The sequence below is a fragment of the Bradyrhizobium sp. HKCCYLS20291 genome (assembly GCF_051167715.1).
Lineage (GTDB): Bacteria > Pseudomonadota > Alphaproteobacteria > Rhizobiales > Xanthobacteraceae > Bradyrhizobium.
On sequence record NZ_JBNPTO010000011.1, the window covers coordinates 63,812 to 90,742 of the forward strand.

A 26,931-nucleotide genomic window follows, 5' to 3' on the forward strand; every position below is an offset into this window, starting at 1 on the left:
GGGAGGACGCATGTCTCGTCAGCAAAGCACACTTCAATTCGCGATCGTGACCGGCGCGATGGCAGCAATGATGGTGGCCGTGTCGCCCGTGCGCGCAGAGCGGAGGCCGGATTGGGCTCCGCCGCTTTTGCTGGCGCGCATTCAGGCGGGTGCGACGCTCGAGAATGTTCTGGAACAGCAGCGCAACGAGTTTCTGCAACTCGATGCCGACGGCGATGGCCGGCTCACCGCGCGCGATGTCGATCTGCACGGCACCGTGGAGGCGGCCCAGGCCAGGCACCAGTTGATGATGGGTGTGCTCCGGTACGATCTGAACGGTGACGGCTTCGTCACCGAGGACGAGATCCGCCGGATGATGCGTTATGAGCTGAGATTCCAACTGGGGCAGGCTCAAAGTGTCAGCAGCGGCTTCTCTCCGGACAAGCAGATCGACAGCACCGTTCAGCGGCTGATGGCGCTCGACGCGGACAAGGACGGCTGGATCTCGATGGCGGAGGCGGCCAAGCCGCCTGCCGCGCAGGGGAACAGCAGCGGAGCAGCGGCGCGCACGCGCCAGACGCTGGATGCCGCCGGCAAGGACGAGGTGACTCTGCAGGACTATCTGAGCGTCGGTGAAGCCCTGTTCCGCAAGGTCGATGCCGACGGCAACGGCACGATCTCGCAGCAGGAGGCGACCGACTATACCCAGAGTATGGTCCGTGCGGCCGCAGCCAAGAAGGAAGAGGTGGAGCGGGCCGGCTGCGATCTGCCGGCCGCATCCGACAACGCCAAGGTGCTGTTGTTTGGCGGCTACGAGGCGGAAGCGCTGTCGAACGTCACCCTGGGCTCGCAGGACGTCGAAGTGCGCGCTGGGCGCATCGTGATCGAGCCGGGCAGCGATCCGCTCTACATCGTGGTTCCGACCCATCGCGCCACGATCTGGCAGGTCTCGGGCGCCGTCGAGCGCATCGAGCGGATCGTCGCGACCAGCATGGAGAACCGTCCCAACCGGACCGACGCGCAAGCCGCGCCCTTGGCGGGCGTGACCGGCGTTGCCGCCGAGCGCGTCAGCTTCCTGAAGCGGACGAACTGCCTCAGCTATTTTTCCGAGGCGCCATCCAGCGGCTCGCTGATGAGTGCGGGATCGGTGCGCCGGATGACCGGAAAGGCGCCGGACGTGATTGCTGGCAGATACTCCGTCAGCGCCTTCTTCGCCCCGTCCGGCAAGATCGAGACGGTCCGTGACGACCGCGAGACCCCGCTGATCATCAGGAAGCGCGAGGGTACGCTGACCATCATCGGCAGCGGCGGCAATGCCACGATCCAGATGGGGCCGAGCCGCGCGCGCGACGAGATGATGCGCTTCTTCCCCGGCGGCGTCGTGGAGATAGATCCGAAGACCGTGGTGAGCTCAATGCCGGCGGTGCCCTACGAGGTGCTGCCTTCCCAGGCCGGATTGGTCCAGCTGCTTGCATCAGGCGCGCTCAGCGAAAACCGCGGCGGCGAGTACATCGTGCGCAGCAAGATTCGCTTTCCCGCCGGACTGCACGGCGCGCATTCGGTGACCTTCCTGGTCATGAAGGGCACGCCTTACCCCGACGGCGATCCCGGCCACTCCTGCGTCATCGTTGAGGAGACGGGTGAGAGCAAGGGCAGTGTCTGTCGCGCGCGCTGATCGGGATGCGCAATGCGGGTGCGATGCTCGCGCGTGATTCGAGCGTGCTGTCGCGTCCGACATGGCGAACTATCAACCTTGGCGCGGGCACTTCCTGGCTTGTAGCTCAAAGGTTGAATAATCGCGCCGCCTTTGTTGATCTTCGTGGCCGATACTCTGCTTGCGATGATTGGCGTGCATAATTTTTCTGTGCGCGCCGTCTCACATCCGCGTGTTGTTGATAGTGCGACGCTGCAGGTAAAGCGATCACATGGCGGGCTAACGTCGCGTGTTGCTGCGACAAAACAGCTCCAAATAATTAGAAGGCATCCAAGGCCGACCGCTGTTCTAACATTGTTTCGACAAATGGAACCTCTGCAGCCTTATTCCGAACGTAGTCATCGCCGAAACGGCGCATCGGGGGCGTTGAATCGTCGGAGGTCTGATGACGAATCGAACGGCGAAATTGTTGCCGTGTGTTGCAGCTGTCGCGCTGGCGGGAGCGGCTGCGGTGACAATCGAGTTTTCACCGGCATCGGCTGCTGACGAATGCTTGGCGAAGCCAGCTGGCACGCCGGCGGGCAAGCATTGGTTCTATCGCGTCGATCGCACGACGAAGAAGCAGTGCTGGTATCTTGGCGACGACCGCGCTGCGCAGGGTGCGTCGCTGGTCAAGCGCAAGCTGGCATCGCATCGGGCGCGTGAGCCGCTGTCGTCATCGGCCGCCGATGCGCATGCAGAAATTCAGTCAGCGCCCAATCGGGCGGCGGACGAGGTGAAGTCGTCGCCGTCGATCCCGAGCGCTGCGGCGCGTTCAACGGTGCTGTTTCCGCCGGTCGCAGCACTTGGCGCGACCGCTGCCTCGCCGTCCGCCGCGATGGCCGCTGCGAGCGCCGAGCCGCTGACATCGGCGCCCGTGGTCGATGAATCCGCTGCCGTCGCGAGCGAATCCGCAGTTGCGACGCGTTGGCCGGATACGTCCGACACCCTTCAGGCACAGCCTGCGCCGGCACCGCGCTCGACGTCCATCGTGCTGGCTGCAGCATCGAGCGATGTTGCGCCGTCGGAGACAGCCGCGCCGGCCGCGCCATCGCAGACCGTGGCCGAAGCGATGCCCGTAGCGCCGGTCGGCGGCTTCAGCGACGATGCGGCGCGCACGCGGCTGTTGGCGTTTCTCGCCGCGGTCGCGGTCGCCGGTTTCTCGATCAGCGTCCTGCTTGCACGGGCCCGTGCCAGGCGGCGGCAGTTGCGGATCGAGCCGGTCGCCACGCGCCGCATGTCGCGCTGGCCGGCGGAGCCGGAGCTCGATCACATGCACCTGCCGCCGGTCGGCAGCCTTTATCAAGAGATGTCGAGGCGCCGCGAGCAGCCGGCGCAGCGCGCCTCGCAGGTCTCGGTCGTGCCGCGCGACGACGTGCGCTACGACGACCAGTACGAGGTCGAGGATCTGCTGGCCCGCTATTCCGGGCAGGGCCGCCGCAAGTCGTAGACGTCAGGCGGCGGTCATCTCGGAGCGGATCTCGGCGCGCAGCTCGTCGATCAGCTTGAGCCCGCCCTTGGTCTCGACGTGCCAGAACGTCCAGCCGTTGCAGGCCGGCAGCCCTTGGGCGACCGCGCCGATGCGATGGATCGAGCCGACCTTGTCGCCGAGCATGATGGCTCCATCGGCGCGCACCAGCGCGCCGTGGCGCCGCTTGGAATCGACGAGCTTGGCGCCGGGCGCGATCATGCCGCGCTCGATCAATTCCGAGAACGCGACCCGCGGCGCCTCGCGCGCCGTCATGAACGGGGCGAGCGTCGCTTCCGGCAGCGGCTCGACCGCCGCGATGCGTCGTTCTGCCGCTTCTGCATAGACCTTGTCGCGCTCGAAGCCGATGTAGCGGCGGCCGAGGCGTTTTGCCACGGCGCCCGTGGTGCCCGTGCCGTTGAACGGGTCAATCACCAGGTCGCCCTGCTTCGAGGATGACAGCAGCACCCGCGCCAGCAGGCCTTCCGGCTTCTGCGTCGGATGAATCTTCTTGCCGCCGCCGTCCTTCAGCCGCTCCTCGCCGGTGCACAGCGGGATCAGCCAGTCGGAGCGCGCCTGAACGTCCTCGTTGGAGGCCTTCAGCGATTCGTAATTGAAGGTGTAGCCCTTCGCCTTCTCGTCGCGCGCCGCCCAGATCATGGTCTCGTGGGCGTTGGTGAATCTGCGGCCGCGGAAGTTCGGCATCGGGTTCGACTTGCGCCAGACGATGTCGTTGAGGATCCAGAAGCCGAGATCCTGCATGATCGCGCCGACGCGGAAGATGTTGTGATAGGAGCCGATCACCCAGATCGTCGCGCTCGGCTTCATCAGGCGGCGCGCGGCGAGCAGCCAGGCGCGCGTGAAGTCGTCATAGGCGGTGAACGAGGAGAACTTGTCCCAATCGTCGTTGACGGCATCGACCTGCGATTCGTCGGGACGCTTGAGCTCACCCTTGAGCTGCAGATTGTAGGGAGGATCTGCGAACACCAGGTCGACGGATGCGCCTGGCAGTTTCGACATCTCGGCGACGCAGTCGCCGACGACGATTCGGTGCTCTTCGAGAGCCTGAAATTTAGTGCGGGGCGCCCTTGCAGACGCCCCGCGACGCGACTCAACCATGACTCAAGAACTCTGACTCAGGCGACGCTGTCGGCGACGCGGGACCTAACAACCGACTGGCCACACATTGGCGTGGCAAAGTAAAAATGGACTTAACCCGGAAAATTTTTCGCATCGATGTGCGCGCTTTCATGATGCGCATCGCGGGTGAAAAAGCCGCTCGTCGATGAATTGCAACTTGTGCGCAACGTCGCGATCGCGGTGGATTTTTTTGAATGGATGCGCGCACCGCCGGCATGCATCGATGCGGCGAAGGTGGTGGAATTTTCGCGCCGCGCTAGGCAAAATTTGCCGGCCGGGTTATTGATTAACACAGTGGAAATTTTACCTGTTTGCCGCGTGGGCATTTCGCGCAGAGCCGCGCTAGGGATCATGAGGAAAGGCCGCCATGCGTTACGATGATTTCCGTCGCAGCGACGACATCGACGACCGTCGCGACGAGGGCGGCGGGATGGGCGGCGGTATGGGTCTGCCGATCGGCGGCGGCGGGCTCGGCATCGGCACCATCATCGTGCTCGGCCTGATCGGTTACGCCTTCGGCATCGACCCGCGCATCCTGATCGGCGGCGCCGAGATGATCACCCATGGTGGCGCGCCGACCTATCAGACCGACCGCCGGTCGTCCGGCAAGACCGGCGCGCCGAAGGACGAGATGGGCGACATGATCGCCGGCGTGCTCGGCGAGATCGACGACCGCTGGACCGAGATCTTCCAGTCCAGCGGCCAGAGCTATAGCGGGCCGAAGATCGTGCTGTTCCGCAACAGCACCAATGGCGGCCGCTGTGGCATGGCGCAGTCGGCGATGGGGCCGTTCTATTGTCCGCCGGACAAGCAGATCTTCCTCGACACCGGCTTCTTCCGCGAGGTGGAAACCCGGTTCCGCGGCTGCTCCGGCAGTGCCTGCAAGTTCACCGCGGCCTATATCATCGCGCACGAGGCCGGCCACCACATCCAGAACCTGCTCGGCATCCTGCCGCGCGTGACGCGGATGCAGCAGCAGTCCGGCAGCAAGGCGGAAGCCAACGCGCTGCAGGTCAAGGTCGAGCTGCAGGCCGACTGCCTGTCGGGCGTCTGGGTCAATCGCGAGGCCAAGAAGCGTCCGGGCTTCCTGGAGGAGGGCGACATCGACGCCGCGCTGACGACGGCGTCGGCGATCGGCGATGACACCCTGCAGCGCCAGGCGACCGGCCGCGTGGTGCCGGATTCGTTCACGCACGGCTCGGCGGCGCAGCGCAAGCGCTGGTTCATGGTCGGCTATCAGCAGGGCACGGTGCAGGCCTGCAATACGTTCGCCGCCAATTCGCTGTAGGGAGGAGCGATCATGGCGATCGACGAGAGCAAGAGCTTCATCCCCCTCAACATCGCCGTGCTGACGGTGTCGGATACGCGCTCGCTCGCCGACGACAAGTCCGGCAACACCTTGAGCGACCGCCTGACGGCGGCCGGCCACAAGCTCGCGGCGCGCGACATCGTCACCGATGACGTCGAGAAGATCCGCGCCGTGGTGCGGTCCTGGATCGCCGATCCCGGCGTCGACGTCATCATCACCACCGGCGGCACCGGCTTCACCGGCCGCGACGTCACGCCGGAGGCGATCGAACCGCTGTTCGAGAAGCGCATGGACGGCTTCTCGATCGCCTTCCATTTGCTCAGCCACGCCAAGATCGGAACGTCGACGATCCAGAGCCGCGCCACCGCGGGCGTCGCCGGCGCCACCTACATCTTCTGCCTGCCAGGCTCGCCCGGCGCCTGCCGCGACGGCTGGGACGGCATCCTCGCCGCGCAGCTCGACTACCGCACGCGGCCCTGCAATTTCGTCGAGATCATGCCGCGGCTCGACGAGCATCTGCGCCGGCCGAAGGCGCAAGGCGCGACGGCATAACGCGGCGAGACGACGACGTCGGCTCGTTCGGCGTTACTTCGCCGGACCGATCCCGAAGGCGCCGCCGCCTTCGATCGCCGCGCCGATCAGGCCACCGAGCATGTTGGCCGCGAAATTCTCCCCGCGCGGGCCGACCACCATCCGATAGGTCTTGCCGGGGACGGCGTTGAAAGTGATCTTGGAAGACCCCGGCGTGGACCATGTCGACACGGTGATGGTCGTGGCGCCGGGCACGAGCGGGCCGTTGTAGCTCTCGCCACGGCCGAGGCTCGCCACCTTGGTGCCGTTGATCTCGACCGCGGCGGGCGCAGCGAGATACAGGAAATCGGTCGTGCGCGTGATCGTGACCGTCGTGCGCTCCTTGCCGGTTGCTTTCGGCGCGGCATGAGCCGCCGTGCCGGCTCCAAACAGGCTTGCGAGCGCAACCAGCGCCGCAAGCTTCGATCGCATCATCACGTTCATCACCGCTGAGACCCCACTCCGTTTCGCGGGATACTACCGAAGCACGGGAACTCCGCAATCGGCATGCTCGGCGTGGTGTGGAGATGATGTCGACCTACCGGCAGTTGTCGTCCATCGGCAAATCAAAGCTCGAGCCGCCACGTTTCGCCGATCAGCTCGACGCCGAACGAGGCATGCGGCTGTTCGGCGACCTTGCGGAAGCCGGCGCGGGCGTAGATGTCGCGCGCGGCGGTGAGGATGCTTTGCGTCCACAGCTCGATCGTCTTGTAGTTCGTCTCGCGCGCGAAGCGGATGCACTGCTCGGTCAAGGCGCGGCCGACGCCGAAGCCGCGCGCCGTCTTCTCCACCAGCAACAGCCTGAGCTTGGCGACGTCGTCGCTGGCCTTGACCAGGAAGATCGAGCCGACCGGCTCACCGTCCAGCTCCGCGATCCAGCAATGCTCGCGCGCCGGATCGTAGCTCCGGATGAATTGCGCGCCGATCTCGGCGACCAGCGCCTCGAACTCGGCATTCCAGCCATACTCCTGGGCGTAAACCGCGCCATGCCGGGCGACGACCCAGCCGATGTCGCCGGCACGGTGGCTGCGCAGCACGACGGTGGGACGTGTCTGCGCCGGCTCCTGCAGCAGGCGCTCGATCGTGCCCATCGCGCCGACCAGCCGCTCACGTGCCGGCGCGCCGAGCGCCGCCAGCATCGCCGCGATCGCCGTCTGCGAGCTGCGATCCAGCTTGGCAAAGGTCTGGCGCCCTTTGGCGGTGAGGCTGAGCTGCTGCTGCCGGCGGTCCGAGGGCAGGGGCGTGCGGCTGATCAGGCCCTTCTCGTCGAAGCTCTGCACGATGCGGCTGAGATAGCCGGCATCGAGACCGAGCAGCAGGCCGATCTCCTTGGCCGTCGTCGCGTCGCGGTGGGCGAGCTCGTAGAGCACGCGCGCCTCGGCGAGCGAGAACGGGCTGTCCAGCAGATGCTGATCGAGCGCGCCGAGCTTTCTGGTGTAGAAGCGGTTGAAGGCGCGAACGGCAGTGACCGAACCGTCGGGCTGCACATCGGGCATGGCGGCATCTCCTCGATGCTTGCCATTGTCAACAAATTTGTTGACTTTGGCAAGTATGGAGGTGGCCTACACCATGACGATCCGGCTGCGCAGCATGGTGCGCGACGAGCGGCCGAGCCGGCGCAACAGCTGTGCTTCGGCGCGCTTGGCGTCCGCCTTGTAGCCGCCGATCTGGCGGTAATGATCCCTGGCGATCAGAAGACCCTGGTCGCCGAGCGGCCCGACCAGCGCCCGCGCAACCGATCGCAGGCGGTCGCGCAGGCTGGTGTCCGCGTAGGGCGAGCGGGCGTAGCGAAACACGCCTGCGCGCGGCCGGCCCGCCGCCGCCACGCTCTGCACGAACTGCACGGTCTCATCGATCCAGCCGGGATCGAGCATTGCGCCGGCCGGCAGAAACATAAGCCATGGGGCGCGCGCCTGGGCGGCGCCGGCCGCCAGCGCGGCGGCATGGGAGCCCTCGAACGTCATGAAGTGACAGCCGGCGACGTCGGCGACGCGCTCGATCACGCTGGAATCGGCGGAGCGGTCGACCAGCAGCACCTCGGTGACGACACCTGCCGCAGCTCCCGGCACCAGCGCGGACAGGGTGGCCACGGCGGTCTGCTCGACTCCTGCGGTCGGAATGATCACGCTCAGCATGAACCGGACATCGGGATTTTCAGTGCCTCCGCCCGGAGTGTTATCATTTTGTCACGGCCAAATCAGCCCGCTGCGCTGCGGAATTTTGCAGCAGTTGGCGAGGGCCGCAGGGCTCCGGCGAGAAATCGAGTTCGCTGGAGCGCAAATCTCTCCTGGGACGCACTGCTCATCGCCACGGTGTGGTTCTCGATCCTCACCCTGAGGAGCCCGCCAGAAGGCGGGCGTCTCGAAGGGCGAGGCCCGATGGTGGCCTCATGGTTCGAGACGCGCCTTCGGCGCTCCTCACCATGAGGGTTGGGCTCCGCGACCGGCGCGACATGATGACCGTCCAGATCGAAGCCCGCGCTGCACATCGACAAAGAGCTGCCGCGGCGCGTTCAGGCGGTGCGATGCACGGGTGGTGAGAGGCTCATTCGCCGGCCTCTGGCGGCGTCGTCCCGGCCGCGCTGTTCGGCCAGACCCAGTCGCGGATGGCCGGCATGTCCTCGCCGTGCTCGCGGACGTAGCGCGCGTGCGCGATCAGTGCGTCGCGGAAATCCTGCTTCACATGCGCGGCGGAGACGCTGAGCCCTGGCACCCGCTCGATCACCTCGATGGCGAGGTGGAAACGGTCGAGCTCGTTGAGCACCACCATGTCGAACGGCGTGGTCGTGGTGCCTTCCTCGATGAAGCCGCGCACATGCATGCCGGCATGGTTGGTGCGGCTGTAGGTGAGGCGGTGAATGAGATGCGGATAGCCGTGATAGGCGAAGATCACAGGCTTGTTCGTCGTGAACAGGCTGTCGAAGTCGCGGTCGCTGAGGCCGTGCGGATGCTCGGTCTCAGGCTGCAAGGTCATGAGGTCGACGACGTTGACGACGCGGATCTTGAGATGCGGCAGCCTGTTGCGCAGCAGGTCGACGGCGGCGAGCGTCTCCAGGGTCGGGACGTCTCCCGCGCAGGCCATCACGACGTCGGGTTCGGCGTCGGCGGGGCCGGTGCCCGCCCACGACCAGATGCCGATGCCGGCGTCGCAATGAACAGCGGCGTCCTGCATCGACAGCCATTGCGGCGCGGGCTGCTTGCCGGCGACGATGACGTTGATGCGGTTGTAGGTGCGCAGGCAGTGATCCGCGATCCACAGCAGCGTGTTGGCATCCGGGGGCAGGTAGATGCGGACGATGTCCGCCTTCTTGTTGGCGACGAGATCGACGAAGCCCGGATCCTGATGGCTGAAACCGTTGTGATCCTGACGCCAGACATGCGAGGTCAAGAGATAGTTCAGCGACGCGATCGGCCGCCGCCACGGCAGATGGCGCGACACCTTCAGCCATTTGGCGTGCTGGTTGAACATCGAATCCACGATGTGGATGAAGGCCTCGTAGCAGGAGAACAGGCCGTGGCGCCCGGTCAGCAGATAGCCTTCGAGCCAGCCCTGGCAGAGGTGCTCGCTGAGCACTTCCATGACGCGGCCGTCATGCGCGAGATGCACGTCATAGGGCTCGATGCCCTCCATCCATACCCGCTCGGTGACGTCGAACACCGCGTCGAGCCGGTTCGAGGCGGTCTCGTCCGGGCCCATGATGCGGAAGTTTCGGTTGGCCGCGTTCAGCGTGATGACCTCGCGCAGAAACTTCCCGAGTTCGCGCGTCGCTTCCGCGATGGTCTCGCCGGGTGAGGTCACCTCGACCGCGAAGGCCCGGTAGTCCGGCAGCTTGAGCTCACGCTTGAGCAGCCCGCCATTGGCGTGCGGATTGGCGCCCATGCGCTGTGGGCCCTTCGGCGCCAAGGCCTGCAGCTCCGGCACGAGACGGCCTTGCGCATCGAACAGCATCTCCGGCTGATAGCTCTTCATCCAGGCCTCGAGCAGCGCGAGATGCTCCGGCTTGCCGCGCGGATTCGAGATCGGCACCTGATGCGCGCGCCAAAAACCCTCGACCTTGAGGCCGTCGACCTCTTTCGGCCCGGTCCAGCCCTTCGGGCTGCGCAGGATGATCATCGGCCAGCGCGGGCGCTGGATCACGGCATCGGGCTGACGCGCGTTCTGCTGGATCGAGCGGATGCTTGCGAACGCCACGTCAAACGCATCCGCCATCTGCCGGTGCATCGCCTTGGGCTCGTCGCCTGCGACGAACAGCGGCGCATAGCCGTATCCTTCGAACAGGCACTTGATCTCGGCATCACTCATGCGGCCGAGCACGGTCGGATTGGCGATCTTGTAGCCGTTGAGATGCAGGATCGGCAGCACGGCGCCGTCATGCGCAGGGTTCAGGAACTTGTTCGAATGCCAGGACGTGGCGAGCGGGCCGGTCTCGGCCTCGCCATCGCCGACGACGCAGGCGACGATCAGGTCGGGATTGTCGAACGCTGCGCCGTAGGCGTGCACCAGCGCGTAGCCGAGCTCGCCGCCTTCGTGGATCGACCCCGGCGTCTCCGGTGCCGCATGGCTCGGAATGCCGCCAGGGAAGGAGAACTGCCGGAACAGTTTGCGCAGGCCGTCGGCATCGCGGGTTATGTCCGGATAGATCTCGCTGTAGGTGCCCTCGAGATAGGTGTTGGCGACCATGCCCGGGCCGCCATGGCCGGGACCGCAGACATAGATGACGTTGAGATCCTGCGCGGCGATGGCGCGGTTGAGATGGGCGTAGATGAAGTTCAGACCCGGCGTGGTGCCCCAGTGGCCGAGCAGGCGCGGCTTGATGTGCTCCGGCTTCAGCGGCTCGCGCAGCAGCGGGTTGTCGAGCAGATAGATCTGCCCGACTGAGAGATAGTTCGCCGCACGCCAATAGCGATCGAGCAGGTCGAGATCGTCGGCGGGAAGGGGCGGTTGGGGAGAACGAGAACTGATCTGCATGGGACCTCGCTTGCCGTCCATTTCGCGCCTGCGGGAGAGTACAGGAGAGTAACGCCACACCATCCCGTTCCAACGCGGCCGCAGCATAGAACGGGAATGTGATGGCTGGGCTGGCGCAGGCTCAGAACCAATTGGTTGGGGCTTGTTCAATTTTGATCTTGTTATGTTCTCTTTTTGTGCTATGTCTTGGCCATGAGCCGAGCATCTTCACATGCCCTCAAGCGCCCGCCGGTCACGGTGCCCTCCGAGCCGGTGGGCGCGCCTTCCTCCAGTCCTGAAAAGGACTTTCCCGAACTCGCGGTCGCCATCGAACGGGGCCGGCGCCGCGGCCGGGGTGCCCAATCCAATGCGAGCGGCCGCTACGAGGCGGAGGCCCGCGTTGTCTTCGACGATGGCTGGCAGAGCCTCGAGGAACTGCCGCCGTTCAAGACGACGGTCGCGACCGATACCTCGCGCAAGGTCATCACCCGCAACGAGTCGCCTGACATCGGCTTCGATCGCTCGATCAATCCGTATCGCGGCTGTGAGCACGGCTGCGTCTATTGTTTCGCGCGGCCGACCCACGCCTTTCTCGGCCTGTCGCCGGGGCTCGATTTCGAATCCAAGCTGTTCGTGAAGCCGGATGCGCCGGCGCTGCTGGAGAAGGAGCTCGCGGCCAGCGGCTACGAGCCGCGGATGATCGCGATCGGCACCAACACCGATCCCTACCAGCCGATCGAGCGCGAGCGGAAGATTATGCGCGGCATCCTCGAGGTGCTGGAAAAGGTTGGCCATCCCGTCGGAATCGTCACCAAGTCGGCGCTGGTGATGCGTGATGCCGACATTCTGGCGCGGATGGCCAAGAAGAACCTGGCGAAGGTCGCGATCTCCGTGACCACGCTGGATCCGAAGCTGGCGCGTACCATGGAGCCGCGGGCGTCGACGCCGTCAAAGCGGTTGGAAGCGCTGCAGGCGCTGTCGAAGGCGGGGATTCCGACCACCGTCATGGTGGCGCCGGTGATCCCGGCGCTCAATGACAGCGAGATCGAGCGTATCCTCGATGCAGCCGCGCACGCCGGCGTCAAGGAGGCGGCGTATGTGCTGCTGCGGCTGCCGCTGGAGGTGCGTGACCTGTTCCGCGAATGGCTGCTGGAGCACTATCCGGACCGCTATCGCCACGTCTTCACCCTGATCCGCGACATGCGCGGCGGCCGTGACTACGACTCGCAATGGGGCACGCGGATGAAGGGCACGGGGCCGATGGCCTGGATGATCGGCCGCCGCTTCGAGATCGCCTGCGAGAAGCTCGGGCTGAACAAGCGCAGGACCAAGCTGACGACCGATCACTTCGTGCGGCCGAAGGGCGGTGGGCAACAGTTGAGTTTGTTCTAGGCGTGCGGAGAGCGTCATGAATGCAGAGGTCGTGGTCCCGCGTTTCACCGTCATCACGCTCGGCGTGTCCGAGATGCCGCGAAGCATTGCGTTCTATGCCTCGCTCGGTTTCGCCCGGAAGTTTGCGGATACCGGCGAGGCCGTGGCGTTTTTCGACACCGGAGCAACCGTCCTGGCGCTGTATCCATGGCAAGCCCTGGCCCGAGAGGCTGGTTTGCCGGAGCAGCCGAGGCCCCCGGCGTTCCGCGGGGTGACGCTGGCCTGGAACTGCCGGTCGGAGGCTGAGGTTGATGCTGTCCTGGCTGCGGCAGTGGAGAAGGGGGCCGTGCTGCTGAAGCCGGCGCATACGACCCACTATGGCGGCTATTGCGGCTATTTCGCCGATCCGGATGGCCATGTCTGGGAAGCCGTCGTGGCGCCCGGCATCGAAGTTGGTGATGATGGCCGGGTGCGTCTGCCGGCGTAGACGGGGGCGATGACTGCGCTGCGAATAGCGGGGAATTGAGAACGGTTGCAGGTTGCGCTGCTGTGCCCCGGTCCGCACGATGCCGGCCATGATTCGGGATCGAGCGAACAAACCGGGCAGAGCGAAAGCTACAGCTGGAGCGGCGATGAAGAGAGCCGCTGTGACGGGGGCGGCCGAGCCGGCCGCCGCGAAAGCTGCGCGCAAAACGGCAGTCAAAGCCGGCAAGGGCATCATCGCGGTGGCGCCGCCAAGCTTCCGCCGTGAGCGCGCGCTGCTCAAACAGGGCATCTGGCCGGTCGCTGGCTGCGACGAGGCCGGTCGTGGGCCGCTGGCTGGACCGGTCGTGGCCGCCGCCGTGATTCTCGATCCCAATCGCATCCCGAAGGGCCTGGACGATTCCAAGCGGCTGACCGCCGAGCAGCGCGAGGTGCTGTTCGACAAGATCTGCAAGACGTCTTCCTTCGCGGTGGCAATGGCGTCGCCGGCGCGAATCGATCGCGACAACATCCTGCGGGCCTCGCTGTGGGCGCTGTCGCGCGCGGTGAGGGCGCTGCCGGAAGCGCCAAAGCATGTGTTCGTCGACGGCCGCGATCGGATCGACGTCGACTGCAACTGCGAGGCCGTGATCGGCGGCGACGGCCTGGTGATGTCGATCGCCGCGGCCTCGATCGTCGCCAAGGTCACGCGCGACCGGCTGATGTGCGCGCTGGCGCAGGATTGCCCTGGTTATGGCTTCGAGCAGCACAAGGGCTATGCTGTGCCGGAGCATCTCGCCGCGCTCGACCGCCTCGGTCCATCGGTGCACCATCGCAGCCTGTTCGCCCCGGTCGTGGCCGCGCGGCGCAAGCATCAGCCTTGGACCGATATGCCCGAACCGGATCTGTTCGCGGAGATCACCGTGGTGACATCCACGGAAATCTCGCTGTGAGCCTGATGCCGGTTGCCTCGATGGCGCCGCGGTCTTAAAGCTTGAGATAGCCAACCAGCACGAATTGTCACTCCCCGCGGCGGGGGCGGTCTTGTGCGCCTCGATCACGCGGTATCGATTGCGGGCGTCGGACAAAGCTGCGGATGAGGGACGGTTCTGCCGGCCTCCTGACGTTTCAAGCGATCCAGCCGTTCATGCGTTTCACGTCACTGGTTGTCGAACTGATCCGCGCAAGGCCGCGGCTGGTCGTCGTCATCGTGGTGCTGTGCCAGGCCGTGCTCTGGCTCGGCGTCGCCGTGCTGTTCTATCGCAGCCCGCCCGGCCAGCTCGCCACGGGAATCGCATTCGGACGGGAGTACCAGGTCGGCACCGATCTGGGACCGCCGCTGACGTTCTGGCTTTCGGACATCGCCTATCGCGTCGCCGGCAACCATGTGTTCGGCGTCTACGTCGTCGCGCTGCTGTGCTCGGCTCTGGCGCTCTGGGTGATCTATCTCCTGGCGCGCACCATCGTCGGCGGCCAGCAGGCGGTGCTTGCCGTGCTGCTGACCATGACGATCACCGCGTTCGGCGCGCCAACCCTGGAATTCGGCCCCGAGGTGCTGGCGCGGCCACTCTGGGCGCTGCTGCTGCTGCATAGCTGGCAGATCCTGGGGCAGGGGCGGCGCAATGCTTGGTTCGCCTGGTCGATCGAGGCCGGCCTTCTGCTGCTGACCACGCCGGCGGCCGCCGGTCTGCTGCTCCTGATCGTCGGATTCACAGTTTCGACTGTGCAGGGCCGTCGCGTGCTGCGCTCGTTCGATCCGCTGTTCGCGCTGCTCGTCGTGCTGGCGCTGGCGCTGCCCTATCTGATCTTCGTGATGCGGTCCGACAGCGTCGGGCTGCCGGCGCTGCCGCTCCTGGCCGAGCTGTCGGCACGCGCCTGGCAATGGCTCGCTCTGGCGGGTGGCCTGTTGCTGGCGGTCGCGGCCGTGCTGCTGCTCGTCATCCTCGACGCGAGCTGGGCCGGGCGCAGCGACACCGACGCGCCGATCATCTATCGCCGGCCCGTCGCGCCGCTCGCCCGCGACTTCGTCTATTGCTTCGCGATCGCACCAGCGCTGGCTGGAAGCCTGATCGCGGCGCTGTTCGGCCTGCCCACGGTGTTCGGCGGCGGCGCCGTCACCTTGAGCATGGTCGGCCTCGCCATGGTGGTCGCCTCCGGGGATCTGATCTATCTGCGGCGCCAGCGTTTGCTGCGGATGGTCTGGGCTGCCGCGGTGGCCGCTCCGGCCGTTCTGGTGGCTGGCAGCGCGGTGGTACTACCCCTGATCGGTGATGGTGAGCTCACCACGTCGATGCCGGCCCGCGATATCTCCCGCTTCTTCGTCGAGAGCTTTGAGCGCCGCACCAGCCAGCGGCTTCAGGCGGTGGCCGGCGACCCACAGCTCGCCAGCCTGGTCTCGCTCGGCCGCCGCCGCGCGCACCTGTTCCTCGACGCCACGCCGCAGCGGACGCCGTGGCTCACGGCCGCGAAATTCGCCGAGACCGGCGGCGTCGTGGTGTGGCGCGCCTCCGATACGGTCGGCACGCCGCCGCCGGACCTCGCCCAGCGCTTTCCGGGCCTGGTGCCCGAGGTGCCGCGCAGCTTCGACTGGCTGATCAACGGCCGCCAGCCGGTGCTGCGCATCGGCTGGGCGATCGTCCGGCCGAAGGGGCAGTAGTCTCGCCACGAACTTCGTCATTGCGAGGACTATTCGCGAAGCAATCCCCAGTCCCGCCGTGGCCCCTGGATCGCGTCGCTGCGCTCGCGATGACGGAGTTTGTGGAGGGCGAGGTGCCCGCCCCAACCGTCATTGCGAGCGCAGCGAAGCAATCCAGAGTCCCGCCCGCGACTCTGGATTGCTTCGTCGCTCCGCTCCTCGCAATGGCGCCGAGAGAGTTTGGCTCAAACCGCCAGCACCGTCGCGATGGCGCGCAGGTCCTGCCAGGACAGGCGCTTGTAGGACGGCGAGCGCAGCAGATAGGCCGGGTGGAAGGTGGCGATGGCACGGATGGTGCGCTTGCCGGTGTCGTAGTCGCGCCATTTGCCCCGCGTGCGCATGATGCCCTCGGTGGTGCCGAGCAGGGCCTGCGTCGATGGGTTGCCGAGCGTCACCAGCACGTCGGGATCGACCAGTTCGATCTGGCGGCGGATGAACGGCAGGCAGATCTGCGTCTCCTGCGGCGTCGGCGTGCGGTTGCCCGGCGGCCGCCACGGGATCACGTTGGCGATGTAGACCTTGCTGCGGTCGAGCCCGATGGCGCCGATCATGCGGTCGAGCAGCTTGCCGGAGCGGCCGACGAACGGCAGTCCCTCGATGTCCTCGTCACGGCCCGGCGCCTCGCCGACGAGCATAATGCGGGCTTCGGGATTGCCGTCGGCGAACACCAGCCGCGATGCCGTCTGCTTCAGCGCGCAGCCGTCGAACGCCTCCAGCAACGCGCGCAGCGCCTCCAGCGATGGCGCCGTCCGGGCGGCCTCGCGCGCCGAGGCGATGGCGGCCTCCGGCGGAGGCGGCGCATCGCCGCGCGGCGCGATGATCGCAGGCGCCGCCGGCCGGCTCGGCTGTGGTGGCGCGGCCTGCCGCGCGGCGGGCGCAGCAGGCGCAGGTTCGGGCTCGACCAGCCGGTTGATCGGCTCGTCGCCGAGCGCGCAGTCGACCCCGGCCTCCAGATAGAAGGCGAGCAATTGCCGGACGTTGGGGAGGGGGTCAGGATTCATCATGATCGATCGATTAAGGCAGTCTACGCCGCCCCGATGCATGGCGGAATGCATTTCCGTGGTTGTCCTGCCCGGAAAAATCGGAAACAAGAGCTGGGAATAGCCCAAAAATGGGACGGAACGCCCTAGTGTTCCGGCGGCCGCCTTCGCTCCCCTCCAGGACCAGCCTCCAGCGAAACGCGAACGCCTCGAGGAACCCTAGATAAGTCATTGTTGCCATTGCAGCTTGCGGGTTTGGCCTTTGCTTGCGCCGGGGGGCTGCAAGGGCCACATCCACTGCATCGGCCGGCCTGAGATCGAGAGAGATGAGCACCGAAGAATTACCTCCGCGCGAATCCATGGAGTTCGACGTCGTCATCGTCGGCGCCGGCCCCGCGGGCCTGACCGCCGCGATCCGGCTGAAGCAGCTCAATGCCGACCTCAACATCGTCGTCGTCGAGAAAGGCTCCGAGGTCGGCGCGCACATCCTGTCCGGTGCGGTGATCGATCCCGTTGCGCTCGACAAGCTGCTGCCGGACTGGCGCTCGGACGACGACTGCCCGCTGAAGACCCAGGTCAAGGACGACAAGTTCTTCTGGATGACCGAGAGCGGCGCGATCAAGCTGCCGGGCTTCGCGATGCCGCCCTTCATGGACAACCATCATTGCTTCGTCGGCTCGCTCGGCAACGTCTGCCGCTGGCTGTCGCGCAAGGCGGAGGCGCTCGGCGTCGAGATCTATCCGGGCTTCGCGGCGACCGAGGTGCTCTATGATGAGCAGGGCGCGGTGCGCGGCATCGCTACCGGCGACATGGGCATCGGCAAGGACGGTAAGCCGAAGGCCTCGTTCACCCGCGGCATGGAGCTGCTCGGCAAGTACACGCTGTTCGCCGAGGGCGCGCGCGGCAGCCTGTCCAAGCAGCTGATTTCGAAGTTCGCGCTGGATGCCAAGAGCGAGCCGGCGAAATTCGGCATCGGCCTCAAGGAAGTCTGGCAGATCGATCCCGCCAAGCACCAGAAGGGCCTGATCCAGCACTCGTTCGGCTGGCCGCTCGACATGAAGACCGGCGGCGGATCGTTCCTGTATCACTACGACGACAACCTCGTCGCGGTCGGCTTCGTCGTCCATCTGAACTACGACGATCCGTATCTGTCGCCGTTCGAGGAATTCCAGCGCTTCAAGACGCACCCGTCGATCCGCGGCGTGCTCGAAGGCGGCAAGCGCCTGGCCTACGGCGCGCGCGCCATCACCGAAGGCGGCTATCAGTCGGTGCCGCGGCTGTCGTTCGCCGGCGGCGCGCTGATCGGCTGCGCCGCGGGCTTCGTCAACGTGCCGCGCATCAAGGGCGTGCACAATGCGATGGGCAGCGCGATGCTCGTGGCCGAGCATCTCAATGCGGCGCTCGCCGCCGGCCGCGCCAATGACGAACTGGTAGAGTACGAGAACGCCTGGCGGTCGTCGCCGGTGGGCGAGGACCTGTTCAAGGTGCGCAACGTCAAGCCGCTGTGGTCGAAGTTCGGCACCGTGCTTGGCGTCATGCTTGGCGGCTTCGACATGTGGTGCAACACGCTCGGCTTCTCGCTTTTCGGCACCCAGTCCCACGCCAAGCCGGATCGCGCGACGCTCGATGCCGCCAAGGCGCACCAGCCAAGGCCGGCGATGAAGCCGGACGGCAAGCTGACCTTCGACCGGCTGTCGTCGGTATTCCTCTCCAACACCAATCACGAGGAAGACCAGCCGGTGCATCTGAAGGTCGCCGACATGGCCCTGCAGAAGAGCTCCGAGCACGATGTCTACGCCGGACCGTCGAACCGCTATTGCCCGGCGGGCGTCTACGAGTGGGTCGAGGACGGCTCGAGCCCGCGCTTCGTGATCAACGCGCAGAACTGCGTCCACTGCAAGACCTGCGACGTCAAGGACCCCAACGGCAACATCACCTGGGTTCCTCCGGAAGGCGGCGGCGGTCCCAACTACGAGGCCATGTAACTTCGCACCTCACGCACGTTTGCGTGAGTCGGCCGCGCCTCCGGGGGCGGCCGGCCACGATACGGCCATACTGGCGCGGTTTGACGCAGGTGACCTTGCCAAAGGGGCTTCCGGCTGACCCGAATATCCTGCAAATCCTTGCGGTTGGCCGCCAAACGCGGCATTGTCGGCGCCTTGAAGAGCCGACCGGGTTCGTATCCGCGTACGACCGTCCTTTCCAACAATCAGAGCGCACCGTGATGTTTTCAATTCGCTGCAATCGCTGGACTGCCCTTGCCGTTGCTGCCGTGCTGCTCCCGGGTGTCGCCCTGGCTCAGACGCCGGATCATCCGGCCGACACGGCGAAGTTTCCGACCAATGTCGATTTGAAATCGCTGACCACGTCCGGCAGCTATCTGGCGGCCCGCCATGCCAGCGTCGAGCGCGACGCCGCCTCGGCCGCCGCGTTCTATCGCTCGGCGCTGCGCAGTGATCCCAAAAACAACGAGCTGCTCGACCGCGCCTTCATCTCCTCGGTCGCCGACGGCGACATCGACGAGGCGGTGAAGCTCGCCGAACGGATCCTGACCGTCGACAAGTCCAACCGCATCGCCCGTCTGGTGATGGGTGTGCAGGACATCAAGCAGAAGAAGTACGCGGCCGCTCAGAACAACATCAACCAGTCGGTGCGCGGCCCGATCACCGATCTCGTCGCCACCCTGCTGTCGGCCTGGGCCACCGCGGGCGCGGGCGACGCCAAGGGCGCGGTCGCCAACATCGACAAGCTGACCGGCCCGGAATGGTATCCGCTGTTCAAGGACCTGCATGCCGGCATGATCCTCGAGCTCGCCGGCAAGGAGAAGGACGCCGGCACGCGGTTCGAGCGCGCCTACAAGCTCGACGATTCGATGCTGCGCATCACCGAGGCCTATGCGCACTGGCTGTCGCGCAACAAGGATGCGGCCTCGGCGACCGCGATCTATGAGGCGTTCGACAAGAAGCTCGCGCGCCATCCGCTGGTGCAAGAGGGCCTGCGCGACACCAAGGCCGGCAAGAAGATGCCGCCGCTGGTCGATTCGCCGCAGGCCGGCGCCGCCGAGGCGCTGTACGGCATCGGCGCGACCCTGAGCCGCCGCGGCGGCGAGGACCTCGCGCTGGTCTATCTGCAGCTCGCGCTGCATCTGCAGCCGAATCATCCGCTGGCGCTGCTGTCGCTCGCCGATCTCTACGAGACGGTGAAGAAGCCGCAGATGGCGATCAAGGTCTATGAGCGGGTGCCGGCGAGCTCGCCGCTGAAGCGCAACGCGCAGATCCAGCTCGCGACCGATCTCGACTCGGCCGACCGCAGCGACGAGGCGATCAAGATCCTCAAGGACGTCATCGCCCAGGATCCGAAGGATCTCGAGGCCATCATGGCGCTCGGCAACGTCGAGCGCGGCCGCAAGAAGTTCGCCGATTGCGCCAAGACCTATTCGCTCGGCGTCGATTCGCTGCCCGCCAACAACGACAAGGGCAACAGCGTCTATTACTACTATCGCGGCATCTGCCTGGAGCGTTCCAAGCAGTGGCCGAAGGCCGAGGCCGACATGCGCAAGGCGCTCGAGCTGCAGCCCGACCAGCCGCACGTGCTGAACTATCTCGGCTATTCCTGGATCGACCAGGGCACCAATCTCGACGAAGGCATGAAGATGATCAAGCGCGCCGTCGAGCAGCGCCCCGACGACGGCTACATCGTCGACTCGCTCGGCTGGGCCTATTTCCGCATCGGCAATTACGAGGAGGCGGTGAAGAACCTCGAGCGCGCGATCGATCTGAAGCCCGAGGATCCGACCATCAACGACCATCTTGGCGACGCCTATTGGAAGATCGGCCGCAAGCTGGAAGCCAAGTTCCAGTGGGCCCACGCCCGGGACCTCAAGCCCGAGCCCGAAGAGCTGCCGAAGATCGAGGCCAAGATCCAGAACGGTCTGACCGACGAGCCGGGGCCGGCGGCGGCCAGTGCCGACACCAAGGACGCACCCGCCGCCAAGAAGGACGACGGCAAGGGCGGCTAGTTCGTCCGGATCACTTCGTCCGGATCACGATGTAAGAGCCGTCACGGGCTCCTCGGTTTGCCGGGGAGCCCGGATGATTTTGAGAGGGCGTGGCGCCGAACCTGCCGCGCCTGACATGACGATGTTGGGGGCATTGCGCCGATGATGGCGTCCACGGTCACCGGCGCGCTGCAGGAGCAGGGCCGCGCCAAGGTCAATCTCACTTTGCGGGTCGTCGGCCGCCGCGTCGACGGCTATCATGATCTCGAAAGCGTGGTCGCGTTCGCCGACTGCGCCGATCAACTCAAGCTGGTACCGGGCGAGGGGCTGACGCTGACCACGACCGGTCCGCTGGCGGAAGCCTGCGGCGAGACCTCGGACAATCTGGTGCTGAAGGCGGCGCGGCTGCTGGCGGACGCTGTCCCTGGCCTCAAGCTCGGCGCCTTCACCTTGGAGAAGGTGCTGCCGGTCGCAGCCGGCATCGGCGGCGGTTCGGCCGATGCCGCTGCGGCGCTGCGGCTGCTGGCCCGGCTGAACGGTTTGGCGCTCGACGATCCCAAGCTTGCGGCCGTGGCCCTGAAGACCGGCGCCGACGTGCCGGTCTGCGTGCCCTCGCGCGCCTGCACCATGGCCGGCGTCGGCGAAAATCTGCAGCCGCTCGCGCTTCCCGTCCTGCCCTGCGTGATGATCAATCCGCGCGTGCCGGTGGCGACCAAGGACGTGTTCCAGGCGCTCGGTCTCAAGCCGGGCGACCTGCTGGTCGGCGTCGGCGACGTGCTGACGTCGCCGTCCTGGCCCGGCGCCGGCGCCTCCGTCCGCGATTGGGTCGCCGCACTTGGCCGAGTGAACAACGACCTCGAGCCGCCGGCGCTGAAGGTGCAGCCGATCATCGGCACCGTGCTCGACGCGCTGCGTGCGAGCGGCGGCGTACTGCTGGCGCGCATGTCCGGCTCGGGCGCAACGTGTTTTGCGATCTACGGCAGCGAGGCGGATGCGAAAGCGGCCGGCGCCGTGATCGCTACCGCGCATCCGGAATGGTGGGTGCATGCGGGGACGTTGAGTTAGTAGCAATTAGTAAATGCGAGCAGTTGCCCGATACAGTGCCCTCTCCCCCAAGGCGAAGCGAAGCTTCGCCAGGGTGGGAGAGGGCATCGCCGGCTTATCCGCGTACTCGCTTGGGTGAGGGGTATCTCTCCGCAGACACCGCGCTTGCGGAGGCATACCCCTCACCCAAGCGAGCTTGCTGATCTGTCCTGCATGCCCTCTCCCACCCTGGCGAAGCTTCGCTTCGCCTTGGGGGCGAGGGCGCATTAATGCGCACCGCTTGCGCGGGACATGAGTCTCCCGGCGGAGTGCACAGACCAACCAACTAATGCGACCGTGCCAAGCAGAACGCGACGACCTGCTCCAATGCGGCCTTCATCGGCGAGGCCGGGAACAGCGCCAGCGCATCGACGGCCATCGCGCCGTAATGATGGGCGCGGCTGATGGTGTCTTCCAATGCGCGGTGCTTGTTCATCAGGCCGATCGCGTGGTCGAGATCGCTGTCGCTGATCTCGCCGCGCTCCAGCGACTTGATCCAGAATGCGCGCTCGCTGTCGCTGCCGCGGCGGAAGGCGAGAACGACCGGCAGGGTGATCTTGCCCTCGCGAAAATCGTCACCGACGTTCTTGCCGAGCTTGGCGGCCTTGCCGCCATAGTCGAGCACGTCGTCGACCAGCTGGAAGGCGATGCCGAGATTCATGCCGAACGAGCGCGAGGCGGTCTGCTCGGCCTTCGGGCGCTCGGCGAGCACCGGGCCGACCTCGCAGGCCGCGGCGAACAGCTCGGCGGTCTTGCCGCGGATCACGGCGAGATATTCGTCCTCGGTGGTCGCGGTGTTCTTGGCCGCGGCGAGCTGCATCACCTCGCCTTCGGCGATGGTGGCGGCAGCGGCCGAGAGAATGTCGAGCGCGCGCAGCGAGCCGACCTCGACCATCATGCGGAACGCCTGTCCGAGCAGGAAGTCGCCGACCAGCACGCTGGCCTCGTTACCCCACAGCATGCGCGCCGACAATTTGCCGCGGCGCATTTCGCTCTCGTCGACCACGTCGTCGTGCAGCAAGGTCGCGGTGTGCATGAACTCGACCGCGGCGGCGAGCTTGACGTGGCCGTCGCCGGCATAGTCGGTGAGATGCGCCATCGCCAGCGTCAGCATCGGCCGCAGCCGCTTGCCGCCGGAGGAGATCAGATGATTGGCGACCTCCGGAATCATCGTCACGTCCGAGCCGGTCCGCGACAGGATCGTGGCGTTGACCCGTTCCATGTCGGCGGTAACCAGGCCGACCAGCCCATCGATCGACGCACCCGATGGGCTTTCGAAAGGTACGATAACCGCCACGCTGGTCTCCAATTTTGCTATCCTGGGATCGACAATAGAAACTGCGGCCGCGGGCGGCAAGGGCGGACACGGAACCTTGACCCAGGGGCCTTTTCCAATCAGGGGCCTTTTCCAGAGCCTTGCTCGAACGCGCGCGCACGGAGACATAACGATTGAAGGAATTGGTTCGGACCAACGATATCGTGCTGGTTTCGGCAGTGGGAGCGCTGCTCGACGGCGCTGACATCCACCACCTCGTGCTCGACCAGAACATGAGCATCATCGAGGGCTCGCTCGGCATCCTGCCGCGCCGGATCCTGGTGCATGAGGACGACAATCTGCAGGCGCGCCGGCTGCTCACCGATGCCGGTCTGGCGCACGAACTGCGTCCCGATGAGTGACGCTGCGATCTCCGAAGACGCCGTGCTCGGCGGCCAGTTGCGGCTGCGACAACCGACCTCGGGGCATCGTGCCGGCCATGACGCGATCCTGCTGGCGGCGGCAACGGCCGCACGGCCGGGCGATCGCGTCGTCGATCTCGGGGCCGGCGTCGGAACGGCCGGGCTGGCGCTGGCCCGGCGCGTCAGTGGTCTCGGCCTGACCCTGGTCGAGCGCGCGCCCGATCTGGCGCAGCTCGCGCGCGACAATGCGGACGCCAATGGATTGCCCGCCGCCGTCGTGGTGCTCGACGTCGCCGCGGATGCGGCCGCGTTCGCAGCAGTGGGGCTCGGCCCCGACAGCGTCGACGCGGTGCTGATGAATCCGCCGTTCCACGACGCCGCACGCCATCGCGCCTCGCCGGACGCCGCGCGGGCCAGCGCGCATCTGGCGACGGCGACCACGCTGGAGACCTGGACGCATGCCGCGCGGCGGATGCTGAAATCCGGTGGTGTGCTGACGCTGATCTGGCGGGCGGATGGGTTAGGGGAGGTGCTGACGGCGCTGGGGCGCGGCTTCGGCAGTCTGGCGCTGCAGCCGGTTCACGGCCAGTCGGGCAAGCCGGCGATCCGTATCCTGGTCCGGGCCGTTAAGGGAGGGCGGGCGCCGACCCAGATTCTCGCAGGCGTGGTGCTCAACGACGCGGCAGGTGTGCCCAATGAAGACGTTGCGCGTGTGCTGGCAGGGCAGGGGGCGCTTGCTTTGGGCACCCCCTGAACGGTCAATCGAGGTCGGGCGTTACTGTGTCTGCGTCTCGGAGCGGCGGTCAGTTACCGGCATGAAACGGATCGCCGTCAAGAGAGTACCGATCAGCAGCATCAACAGGTAGACCTTCATGCATTCCTCCGCGGCACTCTGCAACTTCGCTCGCCGTGCAATTGCCCAAGCCATTGCAAGGCTCGTTCCAGCCCTTTGAATGGCAGTGGCGGGATAAAAAATGGTAAATCCGAGGTAACTGAATGGTGGACACTTTGACACAACCCAGCGATGTGGCCGGGCCCTTCGATCGCCTGAAGGCGCTGCTTCCGGCGCGGCTGCGCGGCGCGCCGGTGGTGCCTGTCGTCCGCCTCTCCGGCGTGATCGGAGCGGTGACGCCGCTGCGTCCCGGCTTGACGCTCGCCGGCGTCGCCAAGATGCTCGAGCGGGCGTTCTCGATGCGCAACGCCAAGGCGGTGGCGCTGGTGATCAATTCGCCCGGCGGCTCGCCGGTGCAGTCGCGCCAGATCTATCTGCGCATCCGCCAACTCGCGGCGGAGAAGAAGCTGCCGGTGCTGGTGTTCGTCGAGGACGTCGCGGCGTCCGGCGGCTATATGATCGCCTGCGCGGGGGACGAGATCTTCTGCGATCCATCCTCGATCGTTGGCTCGATCGGCGTCGTCGGCGGCTCGTTCGGACTGCAGGACCTGATCAAGAAGATCGGTGTCGAGCGAAGGCTCTACACGGCGGGTTCACACAAGGCGATGCTCGATCCCTTCCTGCCCGAAAACCCCGACGACGTGGCGCGGCTGAAGAAGATCCAGCGCGAAATCCACGCGCTGTTCATCTCGCTGGTGAAGGAGAGCCGCAGCGGCCGGCTGAAGGGCGCGGACGACGTGCTGTTCACCGGCGAGTACTGGGCCGGCGACACCGCCGTGGCGCTCGGCCTTGCCGACGCCATCGGCGACCTGCGCGCGGTGCTGCGTGCCCGGTTCGGCGACAAGGTCGCGACGCCCGTGGTGGCGCCCGCCGCCGGCCTGCTGTCGGGCCTGCTCGGACGCAAGGCCGGGGCCGGGAGCCTCGCTACGGGAGGGCTGGGGTTCGGCTGGTCGGGGCTGGCCGAGGAGTTGATCTCGGCGGCCGAAACCCGGGCGATCTGGGCCCGATTCGGCTTCTAGGGCCGCTTCCCGCGCCAATTTGCCCCCCGTAATCCGGATTGCGGGGGGAACCGGGATGGGCGAGAATACGAATCGGGGTGGCTCCTCATGAACAAGGATCGACCAATGCCGCCGTTCGTCGCTTTCGCGGGTATGCTGGGCGGGCTTGCCGCGGTTCGCTGGGTCTACAAGACCGCGCAGAGGATCAACCAGGAGCTCGAGGAGGCGCGGCTGTCGCGCGTCGCCGAGGCTGCCCAGACTGCCGAGATCAAGACCCTGCGCCGTGATCCCGTCACGGGCGCCTACCGGCCGGGCTGACCGCGTCCCGCCGTCCAACGGCGGTCATCGCCGCCGTTGGACTTGGTCCCTATTGCCTTGATTCCTGGTGCCCTCGCCGATACGGTCCGCGCGCTTTTCAGACCCGCGTGAAAGACCGAACCCGACGATGGACTCGCTGCCTCAGCACATGCGCCCCGAACGCTCGTTCCAGGGCTTCATCCTGGCCCTGCAACGGTTCTGGGCCGAGCAGGGCTGCGTGATCCTGCAGCCCTACGACATGGAGATGGGCGCCGGCACCTTCCATCCGGCGACGACCCTGCGCGCGCTCGGGCCGAAGCCGTGGAACGCGGCCTATGTGCAGCCGTCGCGGCGGCCGAAGGACGGCCGCTACGGCGAGAATCCGAACCGGATGCAGCACTACTACCAGTTTCAGGTGATCATGAAGCCGTCGCCGCCGAACCTTCAGGAGCTGTACCTGAAGTCGCTGGCCGCGATCGGCATCGACGCCGCCGTGCACGACATCCGCTTCGTCGAGGACGATTGGGAGAGCCCGACGCTCGGCGCCTGGGGCCTCGGCTGGGAGTGCTGGTGCGACGGCATGGAGGTGTCGCAGTTCACCTATTTCCAGCAGGTCGCGGGCTTCGAATGCGCGCCGGTCGCCGGCGAACTCACCTACGGCCTCGAGCGCCTCGCGATGTACGTCCAGGGCGTCGACCGCGTCTACGACCTCAACTTCAACGGCCGCGACGGCGACGCCAAGGTCACCTATGGTGACGTCTTCCTGCAAGCCGAGCAGGAATACTCGCGGCACAATTTCGAGCATGCCGACACCGACATGCTGTTCGAGCAGTTCAAGATGGCTGAAGGTGCGTGTCGGAAGTATCTCGACGCCGGCTGGCGCGAGGGCAACAGGAAGGAGCACCTGATGGCGCTGCCGGCCTACGACCAGTGCATCAAGGCGAGCCACGTCTTCAACCTGCTCGATGCCCGCGGCGTCATCTCCGTCACCGAGCGCCAGAGTTACATTTTGCGCGTGCGTGAGCTGGCCAAGGCCTGCGGCGAGGCCTGGCTGCACACCGAAGCCGGAGGGGCATCATGAGCGAACCAGCAATCGGCGGCCGGACACCGCTTCCTGTCGAGGTCGAGGCGGGCAAGGACTATTGGTGGTGCACCTGCGGCAAGTCCGCCAAGCAGCCGTTCTGCGACGGCAGCCATGCGGGCTCGAGCTTCGCGCCGATGCAGTACACCGCGCCCGAAACCAAGAAGGCGTTCTTCTGCACCTGCAAGCGCACCGCCAATGCGCCGCTGTGCGACGGAGCGCATTCGAAGCTGCCGGCGTGACGCCGCCGCGGGATCTCATCCGGAGATCCCTGCGCAGCTCACCCTCACGG

Annotated in this window: 26 protein-coding genes; 19 read left to right on the forward strand and 7 right to left on the reverse strand. The window is 66.3% G+C overall.

The annotated features are described in order from the left end of the window. Positions 1-10 precede the first annotated feature (10 nt). From ACQR07_RS23125 to ACQR07_RS23135, 3 genes are all read left to right on the forward strand, one after another. On the forward strand, positions 11-1,654 hold the full coding sequence (locus ACQR07_RS23125) for an EF-hand domain-containing protein (protein ID WP_434904440.1): 1,644 nt from the start codon (positions 11-13) through the stop codon (positions 1,652-1,654). A gap of 528 nt (positions 1,655-2,182) precedes the next feature. Further along, entirely contained in the window at positions 2,183-2,338 is a 156-nt protein-coding gene (locus tag ACQR07_RS23130; protein ID WP_434904441.1) for a hypothetical protein, read from the forward strand. A gap of 70 nt (positions 2,339-2,408) precedes the next feature. Beyond that, positions 2,409-3,122: a hypothetical protein gene (locus tag ACQR07_RS23135; RefSeq protein ID WP_434904442.1), complete on the forward strand. Its 714-nt coding sequence runs from the start codon at positions 2,409-2,411 to the stop codon at positions 3,120-3,122. Positions 3,123-3,125: 3 nt separating this feature from the next. Here ACQR07_RS23135 and ACQR07_RS23140 read toward each other — a convergent pair whose 3' ends face one another. Continuing rightward, complete coding sequence (locus tag ACQR07_RS23140; RefSeq protein WP_434904443.1) at positions 3,126-4,259, reverse strand: site-specific DNA-methyltransferase; 1,134 nt, start codon at positions 4,257-4,259, stop codon at positions 3,126-3,128. Between the two features lie 147 nt (positions 4,260-4,406). Here ACQR07_RS23140 and ACQR07_RS23145 point away from each other — a divergent pair, with 147 nt between their 5' ends. The 3 genes from ACQR07_RS23145 to moaB are packed head-to-tail and all read left to right on the forward strand — an operon-like array spanning position 4,407 to position 6,141. Beyond that, positions 4,407-4,661, forward strand: coding sequence for a hypothetical protein (locus ACQR07_RS23145; protein ID WP_434904444.1), 255 nt, complete (start codon positions 4,407-4,409; stop codon positions 4,659-4,661). Beyond that, entirely contained in the window at positions 4,648-5,568 is a 921-nt protein-coding gene (gene ypfJ / locus ACQR07_RS23150) for a KPN_02809 family neutral zinc metallopeptidase (RefSeq protein ID WP_434904445.1), read from the forward strand. The genes ACQR07_RS23145 and ypfJ overlap by 14 nt, the downstream gene beginning before the upstream one ends. Before the next feature lie 12 nt (positions 5,569-5,580). Beyond that, a complete protein-coding gene (moaB, locus tag ACQR07_RS23155) occupies positions 5,581-6,141 on the forward strand; it encodes a molybdenum cofactor biosynthesis protein B (RefSeq protein WP_434904446.1) in 561 nt (186 codons plus the stop codon). A gap of 33 nt (positions 6,142-6,174) precedes the next feature. On the opposite strand, the gene ACQR07_RS23160 is transcribed toward moaB, so the two are convergent. From ACQR07_RS23160 to ACQR07_RS23175, 4 genes are all read right to left on the reverse strand, one after another. Next, positions 6,175-6,594 (reverse strand): hypothetical protein, encoded by a 420-nt coding sequence (locus tag ACQR07_RS23160; protein WP_434904447.1) that lies wholly within the window; start codon positions 6,592-6,594, stop codon positions 6,175-6,177. 131 nt (positions 6,595-6,725) lie between these two features. After that, positions 6,726-7,655, reverse strand: a complete 930-nt coding sequence (locus tag ACQR07_RS23165) for a bifunctional helix-turn-helix transcriptional regulator/GNAT family N-acetyltransferase (protein ID WP_434904448.1) — start codon at positions 7,653-7,655, stop codon at positions 6,726-6,728. 66 nt (positions 7,656-7,721) lie between these two features. After that, the gene (locus ACQR07_RS23170) at positions 7,722-8,294 is read right to left on the reverse strand and encodes a glycosyl transferase (protein ID WP_434904449.1); all 573 of its coding nucleotides are present in this window, start codon (positions 8,292-8,294) and stop codon (positions 7,722-7,724) included. Between the two features lie 409 nt (positions 8,295-8,703). Continuing rightward, positions 8,704-11,127 (reverse strand): phosphoketolase family protein, encoded by a 2,424-nt coding sequence (locus ACQR07_RS23175; RefSeq protein ID WP_434904450.1) that lies wholly within the window; start codon positions 11,125-11,127, stop codon positions 8,704-8,706. Between the two features lie 192 nt (positions 11,128-11,319). On the opposite strand from ACQR07_RS23175, the gene ACQR07_RS23180 reads away from it, so the two are divergent. The 4 genes from ACQR07_RS23180 (at position 11,320) to ACQR07_RS23195 (ending at position 15,595) form a co-directional block, all read left to right on the forward strand. Further along, the gene (locus tag ACQR07_RS23180) at positions 11,320-12,498 is read left to right on the forward strand and encodes a PA0069 family radical SAM protein (protein ID WP_434868523.1); all 1,179 of its coding nucleotides are present in this window, start codon (positions 11,320-11,322) and stop codon (positions 12,496-12,498) included. Positions 12,499-12,514: 16 nt separating this feature from the next. After that, positions 12,515-12,964, forward strand: coding sequence for a VOC family protein (locus ACQR07_RS23185; protein WP_434904451.1), 450 nt, complete (start codon positions 12,515-12,517; stop codon positions 12,962-12,964). A 79-nt stretch (positions 12,965-13,043) separates the two neighbouring features. After that, a complete protein-coding gene (locus ACQR07_RS23190; protein ID WP_434904452.1) occupies positions 13,044-13,892 on the forward strand; it encodes a ribonuclease HII in 849 nt (282 codons plus the stop codon). Between the two features lie 194 nt (positions 13,893-14,086). Continuing rightward, positions 14,087-15,595: a glycosyltransferase family 39 protein gene (locus ACQR07_RS23195; RefSeq protein ID WP_434904453.1), complete on the forward strand. Its 1,509-nt coding sequence runs from the start codon at positions 14,087-14,089 to the stop codon at positions 15,593-15,595. A gap of 224 nt (positions 15,596-15,819) precedes the next feature. Here ACQR07_RS23195 and ACQR07_RS23200 read toward each other — a convergent pair whose 3' ends face one another. Then, positions 15,820-16,635: a uracil-DNA glycosylase gene (locus ACQR07_RS23200; RefSeq protein ID WP_434904586.1), complete on the reverse strand. Its 816-nt coding sequence runs from the start codon at positions 16,633-16,635 to the stop codon at positions 15,820-15,822. A 305-nt stretch (positions 16,636-16,940) separates the two neighbouring features. Between ACQR07_RS23200 and ACQR07_RS23205 the strand changes: the two genes are divergently transcribed. The 3 genes from ACQR07_RS23205 to ACQR07_RS23215 all read left to right on the forward strand — a co-directional run bounded on the left by ACQR07_RS23205 (position 16,941) and on the right by ACQR07_RS23215 (position 21,676). Next, positions 16,941-18,599 carry an electron transfer flavoprotein-ubiquinone oxidoreductase gene (locus ACQR07_RS23205; protein ID WP_434904454.1) on the forward strand — a complete coding sequence of 553 codons (1,659 nt, stop codon included), beginning with the start codon at positions 16,941-16,943 and terminating at the stop codon, positions 18,597-18,599. Positions 18,600-18,838: 239 nt separating this feature from the next. Then, positions 18,839-20,632 carry a tetratricopeptide repeat protein gene (locus ACQR07_RS23210; protein WP_434904455.1) on the forward strand — a complete coding sequence of 598 codons (1,794 nt, stop codon included), beginning with the start codon at positions 18,839-18,841 and terminating at the stop codon, positions 20,630-20,632. Between the two features lie 141 nt (positions 20,633-20,773). Next, positions 20,774-21,676 (forward strand): 4-(cytidine 5'-diphospho)-2-C-methyl-D-erythritol kinase, encoded by a 903-nt coding sequence (locus ACQR07_RS23215; protein ID WP_434904456.1) that lies wholly within the window; start codon positions 20,774-20,776, stop codon positions 21,674-21,676. A 304-nt stretch (positions 21,677-21,980) separates the two neighbouring features. On the opposite strand, the gene ACQR07_RS23220 is transcribed toward ACQR07_RS23215, so the two are convergent. After that, positions 21,981-22,991: a polyprenyl synthetase family protein gene (locus tag ACQR07_RS23220; RefSeq protein WP_434904457.1), complete on the reverse strand. Its 1,011-nt coding sequence runs from the start codon at positions 22,989-22,991 to the stop codon at positions 21,981-21,983. A 152-nt stretch (positions 22,992-23,143) separates the two neighbouring features. Here ACQR07_RS23220 and ACQR07_RS23225 point away from each other — a divergent pair, with 152 nt between their 5' ends. From ACQR07_RS23225 to ACQR07_RS23250, 6 genes are all read left to right on the forward strand, one after another. Beyond that, on the forward strand, positions 23,144-23,371 hold the full coding sequence (locus ACQR07_RS23225; protein ID WP_431334024.1) for a DUF2007 domain-containing protein: 228 nt from the start codon (positions 23,144-23,146) through the stop codon (positions 23,369-23,371). Beyond that, positions 23,364-24,125 (forward strand): tRNA1(Val) (adenine(37)-N6)-methyltransferase, encoded by a 762-nt coding sequence (locus ACQR07_RS23230; RefSeq protein ID WP_434904458.1) that lies wholly within the window; start codon positions 23,364-23,366, stop codon positions 24,123-24,125. The genes ACQR07_RS23225 and ACQR07_RS23230 overlap by 8 nt, the downstream gene beginning before the upstream one ends. Before the next feature lie 242 nt (positions 24,126-24,367). Then, complete coding sequence (locus ACQR07_RS23235) at positions 24,368-25,282, forward strand: S49 family peptidase (protein WP_434904459.1); 915 nt, start codon at positions 24,368-24,370, stop codon at positions 25,280-25,282. Positions 25,283-25,387: 105 nt separating this feature from the next. After that, positions 25,388-25,579 (forward strand): hypothetical protein, encoded by a 192-nt coding sequence (locus tag ACQR07_RS23240; protein WP_434904587.1) that lies wholly within the window; start codon positions 25,388-25,390, stop codon positions 25,577-25,579. Positions 25,580-25,706: 127 nt separating this feature from the next. After that, on the forward strand, positions 25,707-26,639 hold the full coding sequence (locus ACQR07_RS23245) for a glycine--tRNA ligase subunit alpha (protein ID WP_434904460.1): 933 nt from the start codon (positions 25,707-25,709) through the stop codon (positions 26,637-26,639). Further along, entirely contained in the window at positions 26,636-26,881 is a 246-nt protein-coding gene (locus ACQR07_RS23250; RefSeq protein ID WP_434904461.1) for a CDGSH iron-sulfur domain-containing protein, read from the forward strand. The genes ACQR07_RS23245 and ACQR07_RS23250 overlap by 4 nt, the downstream gene beginning before the upstream one ends. Positions 26,882-26,931: the final 50 nt, after the last annotated feature.